The organism is Sphingomonas sp. BK481, from assembly GCF_014194875.1.
Taxonomy (GTDB): Bacteria; Pseudomonadota; Alphaproteobacteria; order Sphingomonadales; family Sphingomonadaceae; genus Sphingomonas; species Sphingomonas aerolata.
Genome location: NZ_JACIAP010000004.1, coordinates 23,486 through 44,021, shown reverse-complemented (window position 1 = coordinate 44,021; position 20,536 = coordinate 23,486). Strand labels below are relative to the sequence as shown.

The window sequence follows — 20,536 nt, the reverse complement described above, 5'->3', positions numbered from 1 at the left end:
GATGATCCTCAACGATGGGCCGGTGCGCTGGCGACCGCCTGGGCCATGGTCTGCGCGATGGTCTCGGCGATCCGGGCTGCGGCGTGGCCGTCGCCGAACGGATTGTGCGCGCGCGCCATCGCGGAATAGGCTGCTTTGTCGTCGAGCAGCGTGAAGATTTCGGAAACGATGCGGTCCTCCGACGTCCCGACCAGCCTTGCGGTACCCGCCTCGACGCCCTCGGGGCGCTCGGTCGTCTCGCGCATTACCAGCACCGGCTTGCCGAGCGCAGGCGCTTCCTCCTGCACGCCGCCCGAATCGGTCAGGACGATCTCGGCAAGCCCCAGCGCGCGGACGAAGCTCGGGTAATCGAGCGGCGCGATCCGCGCGATATCGGGCTGGTCGCCGAGGATGCGGTCCATCACCGCGACGACATTCGGGTTGGGATGCACGGGAAAGACGACCGCGACGTCATCGCGCGCCGCGATCCGCGCGATTGCCCGCGCGATCCCGGCCATCGCGTCGCCGAAATTCTCGCGCCGGTGGGTCGTGACGAGGATGATCCGCTTGCCCGCAGTATCCGCCACGACCGGGTCGAGCGCGGCGCCGAGCGCCGGATCCGCCGCCACCCGCGCATGGGTCCAGTGCAGCGCGTCGATCACCGTGTTGCCCGTGACGTGGATCGTCGAGGGGGCGATATTCTCGCGCAGCAACGCGTCCGCGGCGGTCTGGGTCGGTGCGAAGTGCAAGGCGGCGATCGGCGCGACGATCCGCCGGTTCACTTCCTCGGGCCAAGGATGATGGATGTCGCCCGAGCGCAGCCCCGCCTCGACATGCGCGACCGGGACCTTGCGGTAATAGGCGGCGAGCGCGCCGGTCATCGCGGTCGCGGTGTCGCCCTGGACGACGACCATGTCGGGCTGCTCGGCGTCCATCACATCGCCCAGCCCGACCAGCAGCCGGGCGGTCAGCCGATCGAGCGTCTGGCCCGGCTCCATCAGGTCGAGATCGATATCGGGGGAGAGCCCCGCGATCGCGAGCACCTGGTCGAGCAGCCCGCGATGCTGCGCAGTCACGCAGGTCCTGACGACCAGCCCCGGCTGCGTCTGCAACGCCCGGATGACCGGGAAGAGTTTGATCGCTTCGGGGCGCGTCCCGAAGATGACGAGTATTTTTGACATGGAACCCGCCTACACCCCACGTCTTTAATGACGCGCTAACCGCCGCAGTTGATTTGCCGAGTCCGTTCGGCGGCATTATGCACCCGCAACGATCTGCACCCGCAACGATACAAGGGACTACTGAATGACGATCAAACCGCTGCGCAAGGCCGTATTCCCCGTTGCTGGGCTTGGCACGCGATTCCTTCCGGCGACCAAGTCGATGCCCAAGGAGATGCTGACCGTCGTCGACAAGCCGCTGATCCAATATGCCGTCGAAGAGGCGCTGGAAGCGGGGATCGAGCAGATCATCTTCGTCACCGGCCGCGGCAAGGGCGCGCTCGAGGATCATTTCGACATTTCCTACGAGCTCGAGGCGACGATGCGCGCGCGCGGCAAGTCGCTGACCGTGCTCGACGGCATCCGCCAGCGGCCCGGCTCGCCCGTCTATGTCCGTCAGCAGGAGCCGCTGGGTCTCGGCCATGCGGTCTGGTGCGCGCGCGAGATCGTCGGCGACGAGCCGTTCGCAGTGCTGCTCCCCGACGAGCTGATGGTCGGCAAGCCCGGCTTCATGAAGCAGATGGTCGAGGCGTATAACAAGGTCGGCGGCAACGTCATCGGCGCGCTCGAGGTCGCCGATTCGGAAACCGACAAATACGGCATCATCTCGCCCGGCGCGACCGACGGTCGCCTGACCGAGGTCACCGCGCTGATCGAGAAGCCCGCCAAGGGCACCTCGCCGTCGAACCTGATGATCCCGGGCCGCTACATCCTCCAGCCCGAAGTGATGCGCATCCTCGAAGGGCAGGAAAAGGGCGCCGGCGGCGAGATCCAGCTGACCGACGCGATGGCGCAGCTGATCGGCAACCAGCCGTTCCACGGCTTCACCTTTGATGGCCAGCGCTACGATTGCGGCGACAAGGCGGGCTATATCCAGGCCAACCTCGCGCTCGCGCTCGCACGCGACGATATCGGACCGGTCGTCCGCGCGTTTGCCAAGACGCTGCTGGGCTGAACGGCCTGCAAGATGCGGGGCGGGTGGGTTCAGCCATCCGCCCCGCTCGTTTTCGGATCAGCCGCCGCCGCAGCAGGGGCAGCCGGGGTCCTTGGGCAGCCGGATCGTCCGGAAGCGGAGCGACAGCAGGTCGATCAGCAACAGCTGCCCCGCGACGTCGTCGCCGAACGGCGCGACCGCACGAATCACTTCCAGAGCGGCCAAGCTGCCGACCACGCCCGTGACGGGGCCGAGGATGCCGTCCTCCGCACAGCTCGTCTCGGCACGCTCGGGATTCTCGCCGACGAAACAGCGATAGCAGGGCCGGTCGGGCTCCCAGCCGCGATACACGCCGAGCTGGCCTTCGAACTGGCCGACCGCCGCCGAGACCAGCGGGATCCGCGCCGCATGCGCCGCATCGGCGACGACGAACCGCGTCGCGAAATTGTCGCAGCCGTCGAGCACCACGTCCGCGCTCGCGATCAGCGCGCCGATATTGCCCTGGTCGACCCTCAGGCGGTGCGTGTCGACGGTGACGTTCGGATTGATCCGGCGTAGCGCCGCGGCGGCGGCCTCGACCTTGGCGAGACCCTGGTCTTCGGTGCGGAAGATCGTCTGACGCTGCAGGTTCGACGTCTCGACCGCGTCGTCGTCGATCAGCACGAGGCGCCCGATCCCGGCGGCCGCGAGATACTGGATCGCTGGCGAGCCGATGCCGCCGGCGCCGATCACCACCGCGGTCGCCGCTTTCAGGCGGAGCTGACCGGTGCCGCCGAATTCGCGAAGAACGATGTGCCGGGCATAGCGCGCGAGTTCGTCGTCGGAGAGCGTCATGCCTTCCACGCGAACACCATCGTCGTGCGGTACCAGCTGTCGGTGGCGGCGCCGCGCAGATCGACATTGTTGCGCGCCGCGCCCAGCAGCAGTCCGGCGGCGAACTGCTCGACGGTCGGGCAGTCGATCGCGCGCGGCGTGACCCGTCGCACCCGGCCATCCGCCGCGGCGAGCAGCGCGAGGTCGAGGTTCAGGACCCAGCCCTGCGGCGTCCGCGTCGCGCCACCGCACCGCCCGGCCAGCACCTCGCGCTGGACGAACGTGCTGGCATCCAGCGACGGGGCGACCGCGCGCCGCAGCCGCAACACCGGCAGCGCGCTCCAGTCCTGTGGCGGCAGCGGGACGCCACCCGTCATTTGCGGCGGCGCGGACGGCGTAGGCGCGGGGGGCAGGGTCGGAACGACGGGCGGGGGGATGATTCGCGGCACGGGCAGCGCCGGTGCGGTCTGCACGTCGGCGGCCGGGGCCTGCGCGCTGCCCAGCGATGCTGCCAGAAGAAGCAGCGCGATCATCGTCCGGTCGACCCGAATCCTCCATGCCCGCGCACCGTGTCGTCGAGCGTCTCGACCTCGCCGACGCTCGCGCGCACCACCGCCGCAGGAACGAGCTGCGCGATCCGGTCGCCGCGGGCGATGTCGAAGGGGGCATCGCCGAGATTGGCGAGGATGACCTTCACCTCGCCGCGATAGTCCGAATCGATCGTCCCGGGCGTGTTGAGGCAGGTGACGCCGTGCTTAAGCGCCAGCCCCGAACGCGGCCGCACCTGGACTTCGTAGCCTTCGGGAATCGCGATCGCAAAGCCGGTCGCGACCGCCGCGCGGGCGCCCGGTGCAAGCGTCAGCGGCTCGGCCGCGACCACGTCCATGCCAGCGGCACCGGCGGTCGCATAGGCGGGCAGGGGGAGGCCATCGCCATGCGGCAATCTCTTGAGGTCTATACGGATCGTCATGCGGTGCGGTTTAGCGCATCGGCTGTGCGGGTTCCAGCGCATCGGCGACGCGCCGTGCCAGCTGCGCCGCGACTGCATCCTTGCCCTGCCGCGGCCAGCTCTCGACGCCGTCCTTCGTGACGATATGGACGCTGTTGCTGTCGCCGCCCATCACGTCGCCCGACACGTCGTTGGCGACAATCCAGTCGACGTCCTTGCGCGCACGCTTGGCGGTCGCATGCTCGACGACGCGTTCGGTCTCGGCCGCGAAGCCGATCAGCAGCGCGGGTCGCTGCGGGCTGCGCGCGAGTGTCGCGAGGATGTCGGGGTTCTCGGACAGCGAAAGCGTCGGCGTCGCATCGCCCTTCTTGATCTTCTGTACCGCGGCGTCGACGTGCCAGTCGGCGACAGCCGCGACCATGATCGCGGCATCGACGGGCAGGGCGTGGTCGACCGCATCGGCCATCTCGCGCGCCGTCTCGACGTCGATCCGCGTCACGCCGGCGGGGGTCGGCAGCGTCACCGGCCCCGCCACCAGCGTCACCCGCGCGCCAAGTGCCGCCAGCGCGCCTGCGATCGCGAAGCCCTGCCGCCCCGACGACCGGTTGGCGATATAGCGGACGGGGTCGATCGGCTCGTGCGTCGGCCCTGCGGTGACGAGGATGTGTCGGCCCGCGAGACGCTGCGGCTTCGCCTCGAGTGCGGCATCGATCGCGTCGGCGATCCGGTCGGGCTCGGGCAGCCGCCCCGGTCCGAATTCACCGCACGCCATCGGACCGTCGTCGGGCGCCATGACGGTGATGCCGTCCGCACGCAGCTGCGCGACGTTGCGCACCGTCGCGGGGTGCAGCCACATCCGCACGTTCATCGCCGGCGCCGCGAGCACGGGTTTGTCGGTCGCGAGCAGCAATGTCGTCGCAAGGTCGTTGGCGAGCCCGCCCGCCATCCGCGCGATCAGGTCCGCGGTCGCGGGCGCGACGACGATCAGGTCGGCCTGACGGCTGAGCTGGATATGTCCCATCTCCGCCTCGTCCTTCAGGTCCCACAGGGTGGTATAGACCTTGTCCTCGCTGAGTGCGGCGAGCGTCATCGGCGTGACGAAATGCTGCCCCGCCTCGGTCAGCACGCAGCGGACCGCATGGCCCCGCTTGCGCAGGAGGCGGACGAGTTCGCTCGCCTTGTAGGCGGCGATGCCGCCCCCGACGATCAGGAGAATACGCTTCATGCCGCGACTCCTAGCGGATCACGCGCGTCACCGTAATCCGTCGTGTATCGCGCGCCGCGACGATCATGTCGCGCAGGCCATCGACCGCGAAGACGATCCCGACCAGCAGGACGGGGGTGGTTATCAGCGCCCATGGGAAGTCGTCGCTGCGCACGCCCAGCGCGATCACCGCCGCATAGCCCAGCAGCGTCGCGAGCGCGCGGACGGCGGCAGGATCGCGCCACGCCAGCCACCCGAACAGCGCGGTCGCGATCAGGACCGCCGCCAGCCAGTCCGGCAGCAGCGCGAGGCCCGACGACAGCGTCACGAGCTGAACATAGAAGCCGAACCCCTCCAGACCGCTCACCCCCTGCGCGCTCCGGTCGAGCGGACCGGTGACGAGCGTCACCGCATGCGCATGCGCGGCGAGCGCGACGAAGAAGACGAGCGTCGCGCCGACCCATGCGGCGGCCTCGCGGCGCTCACCCTCGATCCAGGCGATCACCGCCATGATCACGACATAGATCAGCGCGGTCTCGCGGATCAGCATTGCCGACAGGCCGAGCGCGACCGCGGGGATCCACTCACCGGGACGCCGCAAGGCAAGCGAGAGCGCGATCAGAGCCCCCGCCCAGACTTCGGGGAAGACCACCAGCGGCGGCTCGAGATGCACGTAGAGCCCCGTCAGGATCAGCAGCCCCGCGATCCCCACGGGGATCGGCCCGGTCATCGCCGGGCGCAACCGGACGATCCACGCGCCCATCACGCCAATGCAGAGGAGCGGCAACAGCGCAGTGACGAGCAGCGGCGGCACCGCGGCCTGCACCACCGCCAGCGTCGGCAGCCGGACCGTCGTATAGGGCTTGAGCGGGGCGCGCGCGACGCGGTGCGCTTCTGCCGCCGCGACATAATAGGGCGTCCCGCTGCGCACGTTCGCGACGACGCTCTGATAGAGCAGCAGCTCGGTCTGGCCTAGCGGCGCAGACGCCACGCCCGCCTCGCTCGGACGCGGTCCGGGCGCGCTGGTCGCGGTCAGGCACGCGAGCAGCAGCATCGCGAACAGCGCGAGCCCCAGCCGCGCCTGCGACCGGGACATGCCGGCAAACCGGCTCGGGCCGACCAGCCACAGGGGGGCGCCCCGCCGCGTCCTCATCCGACGTGCAGGCTCATCCGAAGACCAGCGTCGCGGCAACCCCGGCCATCGCCGCGATCACCGCGACGAGGCCATAGCGCCAGCCGCCGCCGATCCGGATGACCTCGATCTCGCGCAGCGGCATCGTCGGCGGTGCACCGCCGGGTGCCGGGTAATGCGCCTCGATCCGGCGGACCAGTTCGGGCAGCCGGGTCAGCGTGCGCACGTCCTCGATGATCCGGTCGGCGATCGCCGCCTCGGGGCCGAGTTCGCCGCGGATCCAGTCGCGCACGAACGGCTCCGCGCTCTCCCACAGGTTGATGTCGGGATCGAGGCTGGTCGCCACGCCCTCGACCATCACCATCGTCTTCTGCAGCAGCAGCAAATGCGGCTGCGTCACCATGTCGAAATCGCGCGTGATCGAGAACAGGCTGTCGAGCATCATGCCGATCGACATGTCCTTGACCGGCAACCCGCGCATCGGCTCGCCGACCGCGCGCAAGGCGGTGGCGAATTCGGCGACGTCGTGGTGCGCGGGGACATAGCCCGCCTCGAAATGGATCTCGGCGACGCGTTTATAGTTGCCGGTGATCAGCCCGTAGAGGATCTCGGCGAGCCAGACGCGTGCGCGCCGGTCGATCCGGCCCATGATGCCGAAATCGATCGCCGCGATCCGGTTGCCCGGCAGCGCGAACAGGTTTCCCTGGTGCATGTCGGCATGGAAGAACCCGTCGGCGATCGCTTGGCGCAGGAACGCGCGGACCAAGGTCTGCGCGAGGCCGGGCAGGTCGTAGCCCGCCGCAACCAGCGCGGGACGATCCGACAGCTTGATGCCGTTGATCCACTCGATCGTCATGACCTTGGCGGTCGATCGGGCCCAGTCGATTGCGGGAATGACGAAATCGGGCTCGGCGGTCATGCCGTCCGCGAGCTCGGACGCCGAGGCGGCCTCGCGCCGGAAGTTAAGCTCGCGCAGCGTCCAGCGCTTGAACGTTTCGATCGTCAGGCGCGGCCGCAGACGCATCGCCTCGGGGCTCAGCGCCTCGAGTTGCGCCGCCGCCCAGCTATAGGTGTCGATCGCACGCGCGAAGTCGTCCTCGACGCCGGGGCGGAGCACCTTGACCGCGACCTGGCGGCCATCGGTGGTCGTCGCGCGGTGGACCTGCGCGATCGACGCGGCACCGACCGGGACCTGCTCGATCCGCGAGAACAGCGTTTCGAGCGGCTTGCCGAAGCTCGCCAGCATCGCCGCCTCGATCGTCTCGTAAGGGACGGGCGACAACTGGTCCTGCAGCCGCAGCAGATCCTGCGCGGCATCCTCGCCGACCAGATCGGGGCGGGTGGCGAGCGTCTGCCCGAGCTTGATCGCGGCGGGGCCGATCGCCTGGAACGCATCGGCATAGCGCGGCACCTTCGGCACGCGCGCACCGAACCGGGCGATCCGCGCGAGGCGACGCACCGCGGCCGGCGTATTGGGATCCCGCTCGATCCCGCGCAGCGCGCCGTGCCGGGCGAGGATGCGACCCCATTTGAGAAGCCGCCAGACATGGGTGGTCGAGGCGGTCACAGGCCGGGCACCGCAGAAAGCGAGATGGGTTCACGCGAAGGCGCGAAGGCGCGAAGAGAAGGCAGAAATGGTTCGCGCGGAGGCGCGGAGGCGCGGAGAGTGTGCACCCTGCCGCGACTGCGGCCTTTCATCATCGACGAAGAGTTGATTATGCGCTGTCGCGCGAATGCGGCTCTGGCTCTCCGCGTCTCCGCGTCTCCGCGTGAACCCCTCTTCGCGCCTTCGCGCCTTCGCGTGATCACTAAATCTTCCAACCCGAATGAATCGCAACGAGCCCACCCAGCAACGGCTCGACCTTCGTCTGCACGAAACCCGCATCCGCGATCATGCCCTTGAACTTGGGCATGTCCGGGAACCGACGGATCGACTCGATCAGATAGCGATAGCTGTCGGCATCCTGCGCGAGCAGTTGCCCGAGCTTCGGGACCATCTTGTGCGAATAGGCATCGTACACCTCGGCAAAGCCCGGCCAGACGGTGGTCGAGAATTCGAGGCAATAGAAGCGCCCGCCACGCCGCAGCACGCGGTGTGCCTCGCGCAGCGCCTTGGGGATGTCGGTCACGTTCCGGATTCCGAACGCGATCGTGTACGCGTCGAAGAACCTGTCGGGGAAGGTCAGCGTCTCGGCATTCGCCTCGGTCCAGACCAGCCCGTCGAGCCCGCGCTTGTGCGCGCGTTCCATGCCGACTTCGAGCATCTGCGGATTGATGTCGGCGACCGTGATCGATGCGCCCGACGGCTCCATGCGGAACGCGATGTCGCCGGTGCCGCCCGCCATGTCGAGGATCTGCTCGCCTTCGCGCGGCTTCACGCGGCGGACGAAGCGGTCCTTCCACAGCCGGTGCATGCCGCCCGACATCGCGTCGTTCATCAGGTCATATTTGCTCGCGACGTTCGAAAACACGCCGCCGACGCGCGCGGTCTTCTCGGTGGCGGGAATGTCCTCATAGCCGAACGAGACGGTGTCAGCCTTCGGGGCGGGGCCGGGGATGAGAGCGGGGGCGGGCGCGATGTCGTTCATGCCCCGTGCTCTAGCGGCGCCTTGTGGCGCGGGCAAACGCAACCTAGCTGGAAAACGTGCCAGAACTTCCCGAAGTCGAAACCACCGTGCGCGGGCTCGAACCCGTGCTGCTCGGCCAGCGCCTGGCCTCGGTCGAACCGCGCCGTGCGGACCTGCGCAAGGCGATTCCCGTCGACCTGCGGCAGCGCATGACCGGCGCGACCGTCACGCGGCTGTCGCGGCGCGCCAAATATGGCCTCATCGACACCGATCGCGGCGATACGCTCGTCTTCCATCTCGGCATGTCGGGACGCTGGCGGGTGGATCCCAGCGCGATCCTGCCGCACGACCATCTGCTCATCGGCACGGCGGCGGGGCGGACGGTGGCGCTGAACGACCCGCGACGCTTCGGCTTTCTCGATCTCTGGTCCAGCGACGCGATCGCGCACTATCCGCCGTTCCTCGCCATGGGGCCCGAACCGCTCGGCCCCCATCTGACCGCGGCCTATCTCCTCGCGGCGCTCGAAGGGCGGGGCGCGTCGATCAAGGCGATGCTGCTCGACCAGCGGATCGTCGCAGGCCTCGGCAACATCTATGTGTGCGAGGCGCTGCACATGGCGAAGATCGCGCCGAGCCGTGCGGCGGGGCGGATCGCGCTGCCGCGACTCGAACGGCTGGTCGAGGCGATCCGCGCGGTGCTGACCGCCGCGATCCTCGCGGGCGGGTCGAGTCTGCGCGACTATGCGCGACCCGACGGCGAGCTCGGCTATTTCTCGAAACAATGGCGTGTCTATGGTCGCGAGGGCGAACCCTGTTCGTGCGGCGCGCTGGTCCGCCGCAGGACGGAGGGCGGGCGTTCGACCTTCTGGTGTGCGCGTTGCCAAAAGGCATGACGGAACGCGGTTGACGATTCGGTGCGGAGTGGGTAGGAGCCGCGCTTCGAGAGGGCGTAGGAGCAATCCGGCGCCCCTTTTTATCATTCGAACATCCAGAGGGCTTCATGGCGAACACGCCGCAGGCGAAAAAGCGTATCCGTCGCAACGACCGTCGCGCGGAAGTGAACGGCAACCGCGTTGGCCGTATCCGTACCTTCATCAAGAAGGTCGAGGCCGCACTGGCTTCGGGCGACAAGGGCGCAGCGACCACCGCACTGGCCGCGGCACAGCCTGAGCTGCAGCGTGGCGTCGCCAAGGGCGTGCTGCACAAGAACACCGCGAGCCGCAAGTTCGCGCGTCTGACCAAGGCCGTGACCGGGCTCGCCTAAGCGACCCGACATTGCCGGAGCGGATTGCCCGCCGGGATCTTCCCGGCGGGTTTTTTGCGTCTGCAAAGGGAACCGAAGGCGCGCTCGCGCAACCCACGGATTCCCCGCGATTCGAGTGACGCCGGATCATGCCGCACCGGCTCCGAAATCGTAAAAATTGGCCAAACACAGCCACTTATAAAAATATCGACGCATTTCCGGGGCTTGATCAAGTCAACCCGCTTTATTTCGAAAATGTGACGTGCTCGGGCCTTGCTAGACTCGCCGATCGCTTCATAACTGAGCGAACGGCGGCGGTGAATCACGGACGTGAATCACCACTGCGCAAGCAACAGGGCGAAGATGCCGGGCGACCCTATGGGTCGTCACGGGGGATCATTTTCTGTCGGGACTATATCACCAGCGCGGCTGTCGCGCGGGGTCGGAGAAGTGTGCGCGTGACGAATTGGCAAGGATCGACCGTGCACGCTTCGGAGGCCGAAAAGGCCTGGGACCGCGTGCGCTCGTCCCTGCGCGAGTCTGCCGGCGCGCGCCTGTTCGAGCAGTGGCTGAAGCCGATCGAGCTGATCCCGAGCGACGACGAGGAGTCGATCCGCCTCGCCTTGCCGTCCGCCTTCATGACCAACTGGGTCCGCAACCATTATGCGGACCGGCTCGCACTCGAATTCCGGCAGATCCTGCCGCAGGTCCGCACCGTCCAGATCGAGACGCGCAGGCCTGGGCCAAAGCCCGTGCTGCTGGTGATGCCGACCCCTGCGGAGACCCTGGACCGCACCACCGCGGCTGCGGCCGTGGAACCCGCGCCGGTCCTGGTCAAATTCGGCGTCGACCCGTCGCTGAAGCCCGCCCCCGCCACCGCGACGCAGCCCGCGCCGGCCTACGACACCGTCATCCCCGAGCGCCCGCCGCTCGATCCGCGCTACACGTTCGACCGCTTCGTCGTCGATGCGTCGAACAAGGTCGCGTTCAACGCCGCCAAGGTGCTCGCCGAGCCCGGACCCGTCCGGTTCAGCCCGCTGTTCCTCCACAGCAACACGGGGCAGGGCAAGACGCATCTGATGCATGCGATCGGCCACACGTTCCTCGCGGCCAACCCGCACGCGGTCGTGCTGTGCATGTCGGCCGAGCGATTCATGTATGATTTCGTCGCGGCGATGCGCGCGCGTGACACGCATGCGTTCAAGCGCCGGCTGCGCGGCGCCGACCTGCTGCTGATCGACGATCTCCAGTTCATCGCCGGCAAGGACGCGACGCAGGAGGAATTCTTCCACACGATCAACGAGATCATGACCGCCGGCAAGCGGCTGGTGATCTCCGCCGATCGCTGTCCGCAGGCGCTCGAGGGTGTCGAATCGCGGATCATCAGCCGCATGGCGGTCGGGCTGGTCGCGGACATCAAGGCGCCCGACCTGCTGCTGCGCCGGACGATCCTCGACCGCAAGCTCGTCGACCTGCCCGACCTGCGCGTGCCGACCGACGTGCTCGACCTGATCGCGAGCCGGATCCACGCCAATATCCGCGAGCTCGAGGGCGCGCTCAACCGCGTCATCGCCTATGCGCAGCTGACCGGCGAGACGATCGACCTTGAGTTCGCGATCGCAACGCTCGGCGAAGTGCTGCGCGGCGCACAGAAGCGCGTGACGATCGACGAGATCCAGAAACTGGTGACGGCGCATTTCGAGCTGAAGCCGCTCGACATGATCTCGGCACGCCGCGCGCGTGCGGTCGCGCGGCCGCGGCAGATCGCAATGTATCTCGCCAAGCGCCTGACGACGCGGTCGCTGCCCGAGATCGGACGCAAGTTCGGCGGCCGCGATCACTCGACGGTCATCCACGCGGTCCGCAAGATTACCGAACTGCGCGACCAGGACCGCGACATCGACGCCGCGGTCCGTGTGCTGATGCGCGAACTGGAGGGCTGAGGCTCTCCCGCCTCTTACGCCGTCATCCTGACGAACGTCAGGACCCAGAGCCACAAACCACACCGCCTGTTACCCTGGGTCCTGACGTTCGTCAGGATGACGGGAGGGGGCGTCAGGATGACGGGAGGGACGTCAGTATGACGGGTGCAAGGCAGCTTAGACCTGCAACCCCATCGCATCCTGCGTACGCTTCAGCACCGGCGCCGCCAGCGCGCGCGCCTTCTCCGCGCCGTCGCGCAGCACCGCGGTCACCGCGCTGCGATCGTCGAGCAGCCGCACCATCTCGTCACGAATCGGCCCGAGCTTGGCCACTGCGAGATCCGCGAGCGCCGGCTTGAACGCGCCGAAGCCCTTGCCGCCATATTCGCCCAGCACGGTCGCGACGTCGCTGTCCGCCAGCGCGGCATAGATCGTCAGCAGGTTGCGCGCCTCCGCCCGGTCGCCGAGCTCGTCGACGGTCGCGGGCAGCAGGTCGGGATCGGTCTTCGCCTTGCGGAACTTGTCGGCGATCGTGTCGTCGCTGTCGATCAGCTTGACCACCGATTGCTCGGACGGGTTCGACTTGGACATCTTGGCCGACGCATCGCGCAACGACATGATCCGCGGCGCCGCCTTGCTGATCAGCGGCGCGGGGAGCGTGAACAGGTCGACGCCGTAATCGCCGTTGAACTTGGTCGCGATATCGCGCGCGAGCTCGAGATGCTGCTTCTGGTCCTCGCCGACCGGCACGTGGGTCGCATTGTAGAGCAGCACGTCCGCCGCCATCAGCACCGGATAGTCATACAGCCCGACGCTCGCGCCCTCGCGGTTCTTGCCCGCCTTGTCCTTGAACTGCGTCATGCGGTTCAGCCAGCCGACGCGCGCGACGGTATTGAGCAGCCAGGCCATCTCGCTGTGCGCGGGCACGCGCGCCTGGTTGAACAGGATCGACTTGGCCGGATCGACGCCCGCCGCGATCATCGTCGCGGCAACCTCGAGTGTGTGTGACGAAAGTTCGGCCGGCGCGATCCATTCGGTCGGCGCATGCAGGTCGGCGATGAAGAACATCGACTCCCCGCCCTGCGCGACGACGTCGTCCTGCAACGCCACCCATTGCTTCACCGCCCCCAGGTAATTGCCGAGATGGAGATTACCGGTAGGCTTGATGCCGGAGACGACGCGCATGGGAAAACCTTATTTGGAACGACGCAGGAGCGTGGAGATGTCGCCCAGCCGGAACGCGCCGGTGAGCAGGGTGGCGATCGCATAGACGACCCCGCCGGTCGCGACCAGCACGAGCATCGCCCCCCAGCGCTCGGTCCCGCTGCCCGTGACGAACGGCTGAAACAGGTCGTTGAGGAAATACATCACGCCGCCCATGATCAGCGCGGCGACCAGCAGCCGCCACGTCCGCCGCACCAGCCGCGCATCGGGGATGAAATGCCCGCGACGGACGAGCGTCCGATACAGCATCGCGACGTTCACCGTGCTCGCGATCGCGGTGGCGAGCGGCGGACCCATATGGCCGAGCGGCTTGATGAAGGCGAGGTTGAGGACGAGGTTCACGACCATCGACATCGTCGCATAGCGCACCGGCGTCTTCGTGTCGGACCGCGCATAATAGCCCGGCGTCAGCACCTTCACGAGGATGTAGGACGGCAGCCCGATCGAGAAGGCGGCGAGCGCCTGCGCGGTGAGGATGCTGTCGTCGAGCGCGAACTTGCCGTGCTGGAACAATGCACCGACGATCGGCACGCCGCAGACGATCAGCGCCACCGTCGCGGGCAACGTCAGGAACAGAGCGAGCTCCATGCCGCGGTTCTGCGTCGCCATCGCCTCCGTCTCCTCGCCGCGACCGAGCTGGCGCGAGATGGTGGGGAGCAGGACGGTGCCGAGACCGATGCCGATCAGCCCGAGCGGCAGCTGGTTCAGCCGGTCCGCGAAATAGATGTACGAGACCGAGCCCGCGGGAAGCAGCGCGGCGGCGAGTGCGGTCGAGACGACGAGGTTGATCTGCACCGCGCCCGCACCCGCGGCGGCAGGCCAGATCAGCGACATCAGCCGCTTCACCTCGGGATTGAGCTGTGGTCGCTTCAGCCGGAGCACGACGCCCGATCTGCGGCAGGCGTAGATCAGCCAGAGCAGCTGGAGCGCGCCCGACACCGTGACCGCGATCGCCTGGTTGCGCGCGGTCATCAGCGGCAGCCGCTCGTGGAACAGCAGCAGCGCGGCGATCAGCGTCGCGTTGAGCAGGATCGGCGCCGCGGCGTTGATCCAGAATTTATGCAGCGAATTGAGGATGCCGCCGAGCAGCGAGACGAGGCTGATCAGCAGCAGATAGGGCAACATGATCCGCGACAGGTGGACGACATAGGCGAAGCGCTCGGCGCTCGCCCCGTTGAACCCGAAGGTCAGCAGCCAGGTGACGGGCCAGGCGGCAAGCTCGAGCAGCACCGTCATGCCGATCAGCACCGGCAGCAAGACCGACAAGGCGTCCTCGGCAAAGGCGATGCCGTCGGGCAGGCCGCGGCCATCCTTGTCGCCGACCTTGCGGTTGAACATCGGGATGAATGCGGCCGAGAACGCGCCTTCCGCGAACAGCGCGCGGAACATGTTCGGGAGGCGAAAGGCGATAAGATAAGCATCCGATGCGAACCCCGCGCCGACGAACCGCGCGAACAGCGAATCGCGCACCAGCCCCAGGATGCGGCTGGCGAGCGTCAGCCCGCCAACCGATCCCAGCGCCTTGGTCAGGTTCACCTATGCGCCCTCCGGTCTGGGCTTCACGCCTGGCCGAAATCGCCGACGTTCGGCTGGATGCCCTGCTGCTCCGACTGCTGGAGATAGAGCTGCGCGAAATCGATCGGCTCGAGCAGCAGCGGCGGGAAGCCGCCGTCACGCACCGCATCCGACAGCACGCGGCGTGCGAACGGGAACAGCAGGCGCGGGGCCTCGCCCAGCAGGAAGGGCTGGACATGCTCGGCCGGGATGTTGCGCAGCCCGAACAGGCCCGCAAAGGACAGGTCGACGATGAAGGCGACCTGGCCGTCGGTCTCGGCGCGGACGTCGATCTTCAGCACGACCTCGTGCACCTCGTCGCCGACCTGCGCCGCGCCGATGTTGAACTGGACGTCGATCGCGGGCGGGGTCTGGTTCTGATAGACTGCGGGCGCGTTGGGGTTCTCGAACGAGAGATCCTTGACGTACTGCGAGATCAGGCCGGCGGCGGGCGCTTCGTCGGCACCATTGGCAAGCGGCTGATCCGCGATCGACATGCCGTTCTGGTCGTCCATGATCTGCGAATCCTTCGTATAAATGAGGTGGGACCGAAGCGGACGGGTCGCGCGTTCGTGTCTTGAGGCAGTGCGCGTAGCAGTGCCCGACGGGTGTTTCAACGGCTACGGATCTCACTGAATCCTAGGCGGGTTTGAAAAGAGACGCCGTTGCCCTATGTTGGGACGAAGATCGGAGGCACGGTTGTTTTACGTAGTACTTCTCGCGATGGTCGCAGGGTTCCTGGCGATGCGTCTTTATAGCGTGCTCGGAAAGCGGACCGGTCATGAACAGCAGCCCCTGCCGCGTGCGGCAGAGGAGCGGTCCATACCCGTCACGATCCCGCGCACGATCGATGCGGCCACCGAACAGCGGACGATCGCGAACCGCAACATCGACGCGCGCGCCGAACCCGGCCTGCGCTCGATCATCGCCGTCGAGCCCGGCTTCGACGTCAACCAGTTCCTCGAAGGCGCGCAGGCGGCCTACCGCATGACGCTGGAGGCCTTCTGGAAGGGCGATGCCGATACGCTCGCCGATCTGGCCGAGGACGATGTCCGCACCGCGTTCGTCGAGGCGATCGCGGCGCGCGAGGCAGCGGGGGAGACGCTCGACAATCGTCTGGTGACGATCGAACGCGCGGTGATCGCCGATGCGTCGGTTTCGGGCCGCGAAGCCCGAATCTCGGTGCGCTTCGATGCGGACATCGCCGCGATCACGCGCAACGAGGCGGGCGAAGTCATCGCCGGGTCACTGACCGACGCGGTCGAGACGCATGACATCTGGACGTTCGTCCGGACGCTGAAAAGCGCCGGCCCGAACTGGAAGCTCGCGGACACCGACGAGGCGTGACGCGCGCGATCAGGGGGATTGGCGGTTCGTTCGCGCTAGCCCTGGCACTCAGCGGGTGCGTCGGCGGTGTCGCGGCACCGACCGACCGCCCGTCCTCGCCGGGCAGCGCATCGCCGGCGACCACCGCCGGAAAGCCGCCCCGGGGTCAATTTGCCCCAAACAGTGACAACATTCGCAACATTCGCGGCATCCAGATACCCGCCCGCATCGTCGGGGCGGTTCCGCTGGCGGCTGTTCCCGTCGCCCCGCCACTCCCCGGTGCGCTCGCCCCGGTAAGCGCGGTCACGGCCGGCGTAACACCGGGGCCGTCGCTCGCAACGCTGCCGATCAGCGATGCGCAGGCCGAGGCTGCACGTCTCGCCTTCGTCACAAGCTGCCCCGGACTGCAGCGTCGTTCCGACCAATCGGGGCTGACCCGCGGTGCCGATTGGCAGCCGGCCTGCGCCGCGGCGCAGGCGACCGGGCCCGGTGGCGCGCGCGCATTCTTCACCCAGTGGTTCGAGGCGGTCCAGGTCGGCGACGGCAAGGCCTTCGCAACGGGCTATTACGAGCCCGAGATCGCCGGCTCGCTCGAACGTCGCGACGGCTATGCGCCGGTCTATGGTCGCCCGCGCGATCTTATCGACGTCGATCTCGGCGCGTTTTCGACATCGCTGAAAGGTAAGAAGATCCGCGGCCGCGTGTCGGGCTCGAACTTCATTCCTTATTATGACCGCACCGCGATCGAGCAGGGCGCGCTCGCCGAGACCGCGCCGATCCTGGCCTGGGCGAAGGATCCGGTCGAGCTCTTCTTTCTGCAGATCCAGGGGTCGGGGCGGCTTCGCCTGCCCGACGGGTCGATCCTGCGGATCGGCTACGACACGCAGAACGGCCGCGACTATACCGGCATCGGCGCGCTGATGAAGACGCGCGGGCTGTTGCAGCCTGGCCAGACGTCGATGCAGGGCATCGTGCGGTGGCTCCACGATCACCCCGTCGAGGGGCAGGCGATCATGCGCGAGAACAAGAGCTTCGTGTTCTTCCGCGAACTCGACGGCGCGCCACAGGGTGCGATGGGCTATCCCGTGACCGGTCAGGTGAGCGCGGCGGCGGACGTCAAGTTCGTGCCGCTCGGCGCGCCCGTGATCCTGTCGCTCGATCGGCAGGACGCGACCGGGCTGTGGATCGTCCAGGATACCGGTGGCGCGATCAAGGGCAGCAACCGGTTCGACACCTTCTGGGGCGCCGGCGCCGCTGCCGAGGCGACCGCGGGCGGCATGGCGGGACGCGGCACCGCGTTCCTGCTGCTCCCGATCGGCACCACCGCACGGCTCAACGCCGCAACCGCGAACGGGGCGCGCTATGACGGGTCGTCCGCTCAACCCTGACGAGGCGCACCTCTGGGCGCGCGTGATGCAGACCGTGCGCCCAATGCGCGCGGTGCCCTCGGTCGTGCCGTTAGCCGCGCCCGTCGCGACGACACGCAAGGTGAAGCCGACCAAGGGCATCCGCCTGCCAACGCTGCCGCCCCCACCCGGCGCTGCGCCGCTGAAGGCGGCGGCACGAACCTTGTCACCGGCGAACACGCTCGACGGCGGCTGGGACAAGCGACTGCTGCGCGGCGCCGTCAGTCCCGACAGCTCGATCGACCTCCACGGCCACACGCTCGCCTCCGCGCACGCGATCCTCGACACCGGCCTGTCCCGCGCGATCGCCCGCGGCGACCGCGTGCTGTTGCTGGTGACGGGCAAGCCACCCCGCCCCGAGAGCGAACGGCCGCATGCGCGCGGCGCGATCCGTGCGGCGGTCATCGACTGGCTGTCGATCTCGCGTCATGCCGGCGGGATCGTCGCGGTACGCGGCGCGCATCCCCGGCATGGCGGGGCAGGGGCGCTCTACATCATCCTGCGTCGCAGCCGCGACCTGGGCTGATACCCGTCCCGCGCTATCCCCGCTCGACCGCGCGGACGATGGCATCGGCATAGATGTCGGTCAGGCGGTACAGGTCTTCGACCGCAACCGCCTCGTCGACCTTGTGCATCGTCGCATTGATCAGCCCGAATTCGACCACCGGGCACAGCTTCGCCAGAAACCGCGCGTCGGACGTGCCGCCCGTCGTCGACAGGTCTGGGACGACGCGCGTCACCGCGGTGATCGCGTCGGACATCAGCGTCGACAACGGCCCGGGTTCCGTCAGAAAGGATTCACCCGACACGCGACCGGTGACGACCGCTGCTGGATCATGCCGAGCCGCAAGTGCGCCGATCCGGGCAATGAGCGCGTCGCCGCTATGCGTGTCGTTGAACCGGATGCTGAGCCGCGCCGACGCCGCGGCCGGGATGACATTATGCGCGGGATTGCCGACCGCGATATCGGTGACCTCGATGTTCGACGGCTGGAACCACGCATTGCCCTGGTCGAGCGCGACGGTTTCGATCTCGGCAAGGATCGCGACCAGCCGTGGGATGGGGTTGTCGGCGAGATGCGGATAGGCGACATGACCCTGCCGCCCGGGGACGCTGATCCAGATATTGACCGAGCCGCGCCGGCCGATCTTGATCGTGTCGCCGAGCGCGGCGGTGGAGGTCGGCTCGCCGACGATGCACTGGTCGGGACGGATGCCCCGTGACGCCATCCGGTCGATCAGCGCGCGCGTCCCGAAGGTGGCAGGACCTTCCTCGTCCCCGGTGATGATCAGTGACACGGTGCCCGCGTCGGTCCGGCTGGCGGCAGCGGCAAAGGCGGCGATCGCGCCCTTCATGTCGACCGCGCCGCGCCCGTAGAGCAGGCCGTCGCGAACCTCCGCCGACCAGGGCGAGCCCTGCCACCCCTCGCCCGGGGGGACGACGTCCAGATGCCCCGCAAATGCCAGGTGTGGCCCCGATCCGGTCCGGACCGCGAGCATGTTCTCGACCGGACCGTCGGGCGCTTCGCCGATCGTGAAGCGGTCGACGTCAAAGCCGATCGGCGTCAGCGCCGCCTCCAGCACGTCGAACACGCGGCCCCGCGCTGGCGTGACGCTGTCTTCGGCCAGCAGCGCCTGCGCCAGCGCCAGCGGATCGATCACCGCAGCGCGCTCGGTGCCGGCTGCTCATATTGTTCGATCACCCAGTCCTCTTCCTGCGCACCGGCGATCCAGTCCTGCATGAAGGGGTGATCGAACATCGCCTGCATATAGCCCTGCGCGAACCGGGCGATCGGCAGCTGATAGGTGACGATCCGCGTGACGACGGGCGCGTACATGATGTCGGCGGCGCCGAACGTACCGAACAGGAAATCGCCGCCGCCCCCAAAGCGCGCACGCGCCTGTGCCCAGAGCTCCATGATCCTCTGAAGATCGACCAGGACATCGTCGTCGGGGCGCTGCGCCGGGAAGATCTGACGGACGTTCATGCTGTGCTTCTTGCGCAGCGCGGCGAAGCTCGAATGCATTTCGGCCGCCATCGAGCGGGCCATGGCGCGGGCCGCTTCGTCTTCGGGCCAGAAGCGGTCGCGACCCACCTTGTCGGCGAGATAGTCGACGATCGCCAGGCTGTCCCATACGACCGCCTCGCCATCCCAGAGGATCGGCACCTTGCCCGACGAGGGGGCGAACTCATCGCCCTGGCGCCGCTTTTCCCATGCCGCATCGTAGAGCGGGACGACGACCTCGTCGAAGGGCAGCCCGGACTGCTTGCAGGCGAGCCAGCCGCGAAGCGACCAGGACGAATAGGCCTTGTTGCCAATGACGAGTTTCATGTCCCGTGGACTAGCGGGCGGGAGCGGCGAGAGCAATCTCTGCCGCCCTCACCGGATGCACGGGGGTCAGCTAACCGCTTCGACGACCGCCGCGCGCAGTTCGGGGATGCCCATGCCGTATTCACTCGACGTCACGAGGATGTCGGGATGCGCGGCGGGACGCTTGCGGGCCTCGACGGCCGTGCGTTCGGTGACCTCGACGAGTTCCGACGCCTTGATCTTGTCCGCCTTGGTCAGCACCATGCGATAGCTGACTGCAGCCTTGTCAAGCATCTCGAGGATCTCGCGGTCGACGTCCTTGATGCCGTGACGCGAGTCGATCAGCACGAGCGCGCGCTTGAGCACGTCGCGGCCGCGAAGGAAGTCGTTGATCAGGAAGCGCCACTTCTTGACGACATCCTTGGGCGCCTTGGCAAAGCCGTAGCCGGGCATGTCGACGAGGCGGAAGGCGAGCGGCGCGCCGACCTCGAAGAAGTTCAGTTCCTGCGTGCGTCCGGGCGTGTTCGACGTACGCGCCATCGAATTGCGCCCGGTCAGCGCATTGAGCAATGACGACTTGCCGACGTTCGACCGCCCGGCAAACGCTACCTCCGGCACCGACGCATCGGGCAGGAATTCGAGCGTCGGTGCCGATTTCAGGAAGCCGACATGGCCGGCGAACAGCTTGCGCGCATGCTCGAGCTGCTCCGCGGTGAACGGCGCGTCGGTCTGCTCGAGGTCGGGACCCAGAT

General features: G+C 67.9%; 21 protein-coding genes. 7 read left to right on the top strand and 14 right to left on the bottom strand.

All coding sequences use genetic code 11. The annotated features are described in order from the left end of the window. Positions 1-8: 8 nt before the first annotated feature. Entirely contained in the window at positions 9-1,160 is a 1,152-nt protein-coding gene (gene wecB / locus FHY04_RS09205; RefSeq protein WP_183936227.1) for a non-hydrolyzing UDP-N-acetylglucosamine 2-epimerase, read from the bottom strand. Between the two features lie 124 nt (positions 1,161-1,284). On the opposite strand from wecB, the gene galU reads away from it, so the two are divergent. Further along, complete coding sequence (gene galU, locus FHY04_RS09200) at positions 1,285-2,154, top strand: UTP--glucose-1-phosphate uridylyltransferase GalU (protein ID WP_031394718.1); 870 nt, start codon at positions 1,285-1,287, stop codon at positions 2,152-2,154. Between the two features lie 57 nt (positions 2,155-2,211). On the opposite strand, the gene FHY04_RS09195 is transcribed toward galU, so the two are convergent. The 7 genes from FHY04_RS09195 to FHY04_RS09165 all read right to left on the bottom strand — a co-directional run bounded on the left by FHY04_RS09195 (position 2,212) and on the right by FHY04_RS09165 (position 8,819). Beyond that, complete coding sequence (locus FHY04_RS09195) at positions 2,212-2,967, bottom strand: molybdopterin-synthase adenylyltransferase MoeB (RefSeq protein WP_183936226.1); 756 nt, start codon at positions 2,965-2,967, stop codon at positions 2,212-2,214. Further along, positions 2,964-3,479 carry a hypothetical protein gene (locus FHY04_RS09190; protein WP_183936225.1) on the bottom strand — a complete coding sequence of 172 codons (516 nt, stop codon included), beginning with the start codon at positions 3,477-3,479 and terminating at the stop codon, positions 2,964-2,966. Before FHY04_RS09190 ends, FHY04_RS09195 begins: the two co-directional genes overlap by 4 nt. Next, complete coding sequence (gene dut, locus FHY04_RS09185) at positions 3,476-3,916, bottom strand: dUTP diphosphatase (RefSeq protein ID WP_183936224.1); 441 nt, start codon at positions 3,914-3,916, stop codon at positions 3,476-3,478. The genes FHY04_RS09190 and dut overlap by 4 nt, the downstream gene beginning before the upstream one ends. A 10-nt stretch (positions 3,917-3,926) precedes the next feature. Then, positions 3,927-5,120: a bifunctional phosphopantothenoylcysteine decarboxylase/phosphopantothenate--cysteine ligase CoaBC gene (gene coaBC, locus FHY04_RS09180; RefSeq protein ID WP_183936223.1), complete on the bottom strand. Its 1,194-nt coding sequence runs from the start codon at positions 5,118-5,120 to the stop codon at positions 3,927-3,929. A gap of 10 nt (positions 5,121-5,130) precedes the next feature. Next, complete coding sequence (locus FHY04_RS09175) at positions 5,131-6,252, bottom strand: hypothetical protein (RefSeq protein WP_183936222.1); 1,122 nt, start codon at positions 6,250-6,252, stop codon at positions 5,131-5,133. Positions 6,253-6,265: 13 nt separating this feature from the next. Beyond that, positions 6,266-7,798, bottom strand: coding sequence for a 2-polyprenylphenol 6-hydroxylase (gene ubiB / locus FHY04_RS09170; protein WP_159512496.1), 1,533 nt, complete (start codon positions 7,796-7,798; stop codon positions 6,266-6,268). Between the two features lie 241 nt (positions 7,799-8,039). Then, complete coding sequence (locus FHY04_RS09165) at positions 8,040-8,819, bottom strand: class I SAM-dependent methyltransferase (RefSeq protein WP_183936221.1); 780 nt, start codon at positions 8,817-8,819, stop codon at positions 8,040-8,042. 56 nt (positions 8,820-8,875) lie between these two features. Between FHY04_RS09165 and mutM the strand changes: the two genes are divergently transcribed. From mutM to dnaA, 3 genes are all read left to right on the top strand, one after another. Then, complete coding sequence (gene mutM, locus FHY04_RS09160) at positions 8,876-9,691, top strand: bifunctional DNA-formamidopyrimidine glycosylase/DNA-(apurinic or apyrimidinic site) lyase (protein WP_183936220.1); 816 nt, start codon at positions 8,876-8,878, stop codon at positions 9,689-9,691. A gap of 107 nt (positions 9,692-9,798) precedes the next feature. Continuing rightward, complete coding sequence (gene rpsT / locus FHY04_RS09155) at positions 9,799-10,062, top strand: 30S ribosomal protein S20 (protein WP_031394736.1); 264 nt, start codon at positions 9,799-9,801, stop codon at positions 10,060-10,062. A 461-nt stretch (positions 10,063-10,523) separates the two neighbouring features. Continuing rightward, a complete protein-coding gene (gene dnaA, locus FHY04_RS09150; protein WP_311724311.1) occupies positions 10,524-11,984 on the top strand; it encodes a chromosomal replication initiator protein DnaA in 1,461 nt (486 codons plus the stop codon). Between the two features lie 156 nt (positions 11,985-12,140). On the opposite strand, the gene trpS is transcribed toward dnaA, so the two are convergent. Genes trpS through secB form a run of 3 tightly spaced genes read right to left on the bottom strand, consistent with a single transcriptional unit; the run spans position 12,141 to position 15,256 of the window. Then, the gene (gene trpS / locus FHY04_RS09145) at positions 12,141-13,148 is read right to left on the bottom strand and encodes a tryptophan--tRNA ligase (RefSeq protein WP_056675004.1); all 1,008 of its coding nucleotides are present in this window, start codon (positions 13,146-13,148) and stop codon (positions 12,141-12,143) included. A 9-nt stretch (positions 13,149-13,157) separates the two neighbouring features. Next, positions 13,158-14,723: a murein biosynthesis integral membrane protein MurJ gene (gene murJ / locus FHY04_RS09140; RefSeq protein WP_183936218.1), complete on the bottom strand. Its 1,566-nt coding sequence runs from the start codon at positions 14,721-14,723 to the stop codon at positions 13,158-13,160. A 23-nt stretch (positions 14,724-14,746) separates the two neighbouring features. Next, positions 14,747-15,256: a protein-export chaperone SecB gene (gene secB, locus FHY04_RS09135; RefSeq protein WP_031394740.1), complete on the bottom strand. Its 510-nt coding sequence runs from the start codon at positions 15,254-15,256 to the stop codon at positions 14,747-14,749. A 184-nt stretch (positions 15,257-15,440) separates the two neighbouring features. On the opposite strand from secB, the gene FHY04_RS09130 reads away from it, so the two are divergent. Genes FHY04_RS09130 through FHY04_RS09120 form a run of 3 tightly spaced genes read left to right on the top strand, consistent with a single transcriptional unit; the run spans position 15,441 to position 17,999 of the window. Next, positions 15,441-16,088, top strand: coding sequence for a Tim44/TimA family putative adaptor protein (locus FHY04_RS09130; RefSeq protein ID WP_183936217.1), 648 nt, complete (start codon positions 15,441-15,443; stop codon positions 16,086-16,088). Then, positions 16,085-17,455, top strand: coding sequence for an MltA domain-containing protein (locus FHY04_RS09125; protein WP_311724308.1), 1,371 nt, complete (start codon positions 16,085-16,087; stop codon positions 17,453-17,455). Before FHY04_RS09130 ends, FHY04_RS09125 begins: the two co-directional genes overlap by 4 nt. Continuing rightward, positions 17,430-17,999 (top strand): Smr/MutS family protein, encoded by a 570-nt coding sequence (locus tag FHY04_RS09120; protein WP_183936216.1) that lies wholly within the window; start codon positions 17,430-17,432, stop codon positions 17,997-17,999. Before FHY04_RS09125 ends, FHY04_RS09120 begins: the two co-directional genes overlap by 26 nt. A 13-nt stretch (positions 18,000-18,012) precedes the next feature. Here FHY04_RS09120 and dapE read toward each other — a convergent pair whose 3' ends face one another. The 3 genes from dapE to yihA all read right to left on the bottom strand — a co-directional run bounded on the left by dapE (position 18,013) and on the right by yihA (position 20,534). Beyond that, positions 18,013-19,134, bottom strand: coding sequence for a succinyl-diaminopimelate desuccinylase (gene dapE, locus FHY04_RS09115; protein ID WP_183936215.1), 1,122 nt, complete (start codon positions 19,132-19,134; stop codon positions 18,013-18,015). Beyond that, entirely contained in the window at positions 19,131-19,805 is a 675-nt protein-coding gene (locus FHY04_RS09110; RefSeq protein ID WP_183936214.1) for a glutathione S-transferase, read from the bottom strand. Before FHY04_RS09110 ends, dapE begins: the two co-directional genes overlap by 4 nt. A gap of 66 nt (positions 19,806-19,871) precedes the next feature. Further along, complete coding sequence (gene yihA, locus FHY04_RS09105) at positions 19,872-20,534, bottom strand: ribosome biogenesis GTP-binding protein YihA/YsxC (protein ID WP_031393803.1); 663 nt, start codon at positions 20,532-20,534, stop codon at positions 19,872-19,874. Between the last annotated feature and the right edge of the window lie 2 nt (positions 20,535-20,536).

Coding starts and splice junctions, on each gene's coding strand:
- FHY04_RS09165 (WP_183936221.1), bottom strand. CDS start 8,819: ATGAACGACATCGCGCCCGCCCCCGCTCTCATCCCCGGCCCCGCCCCG.
- FHY04_RS09195 (WP_183936226.1), bottom strand. CDS start 2,967: ATGACGCTCTCCGACGACGAACTCGCGCGCTATGCCCGGCACATCGTT.
- galU (WP_031394718.1), top strand. CDS start 1,285: ATGACGATCAAACCGCTGCGCAAGGCCGTATTCCCCGTTGCTGGGCTT.
- wecB (WP_183936227.1), bottom strand. CDS start 1,160: ATGTCAAAAATACTCGTCATCTTCGGGACGCGCCCCGAAGCGATCAAA.
- FHY04_RS09110 (WP_183936214.1), bottom strand. CDS start 19,805: ATGAAACTCGTCATTGGCAACAAGGCCTATTCGTCCTGGTCGCTTCGC.
- FHY04_RS09190 (WP_183936225.1), bottom strand. CDS start 3,479: ATGATCGCGCTGCTTCTTCTGGCAGCATCGCTGGGCAGCGCGCAGGCC.
- FHY04_RS09175 (WP_183936222.1), bottom strand. CDS start 6,252: ATGAGGACGCGGCGGGGCGCCCCCCTGTGGCTGGTCGGCCCGAGCCGG.
- coaBC (WP_183936223.1), bottom strand. CDS start 5,120: ATGAAGCGTATTCTCCTGATCGTCGGGGGCGGCATCGCCGCCTACAAG.
- FHY04_RS09120 (WP_183936216.1), top strand. CDS start 17,430: ATGACGGGTCGTCCGCTCAACCCTGACGAGGCGCACCTCTGGGCGCGC.
- rpsT (WP_031394736.1), top strand. CDS start 9,799: ATGGCGAACACGCCGCAGGCGAAAAAGCGTATCCGTCGCAACGACCGT.
- dut (WP_183936224.1), bottom strand. CDS start 3,916: ATGACGATCCGTATAGACCTCAAGAGATTGCCGCATGGCGATGGCCTC.
- trpS (WP_056675004.1), bottom strand. CDS start 13,148: ATGCGCGTCGTCTCCGGCATCAAGCCTACCGGTAATCTCCATCTCGGC.
- secB (WP_031394740.1), bottom strand. CDS start 15,256: ATGGACGACCAGAACGGCATGTCGATCGCGGATCAGCCGCTTGCCAAT.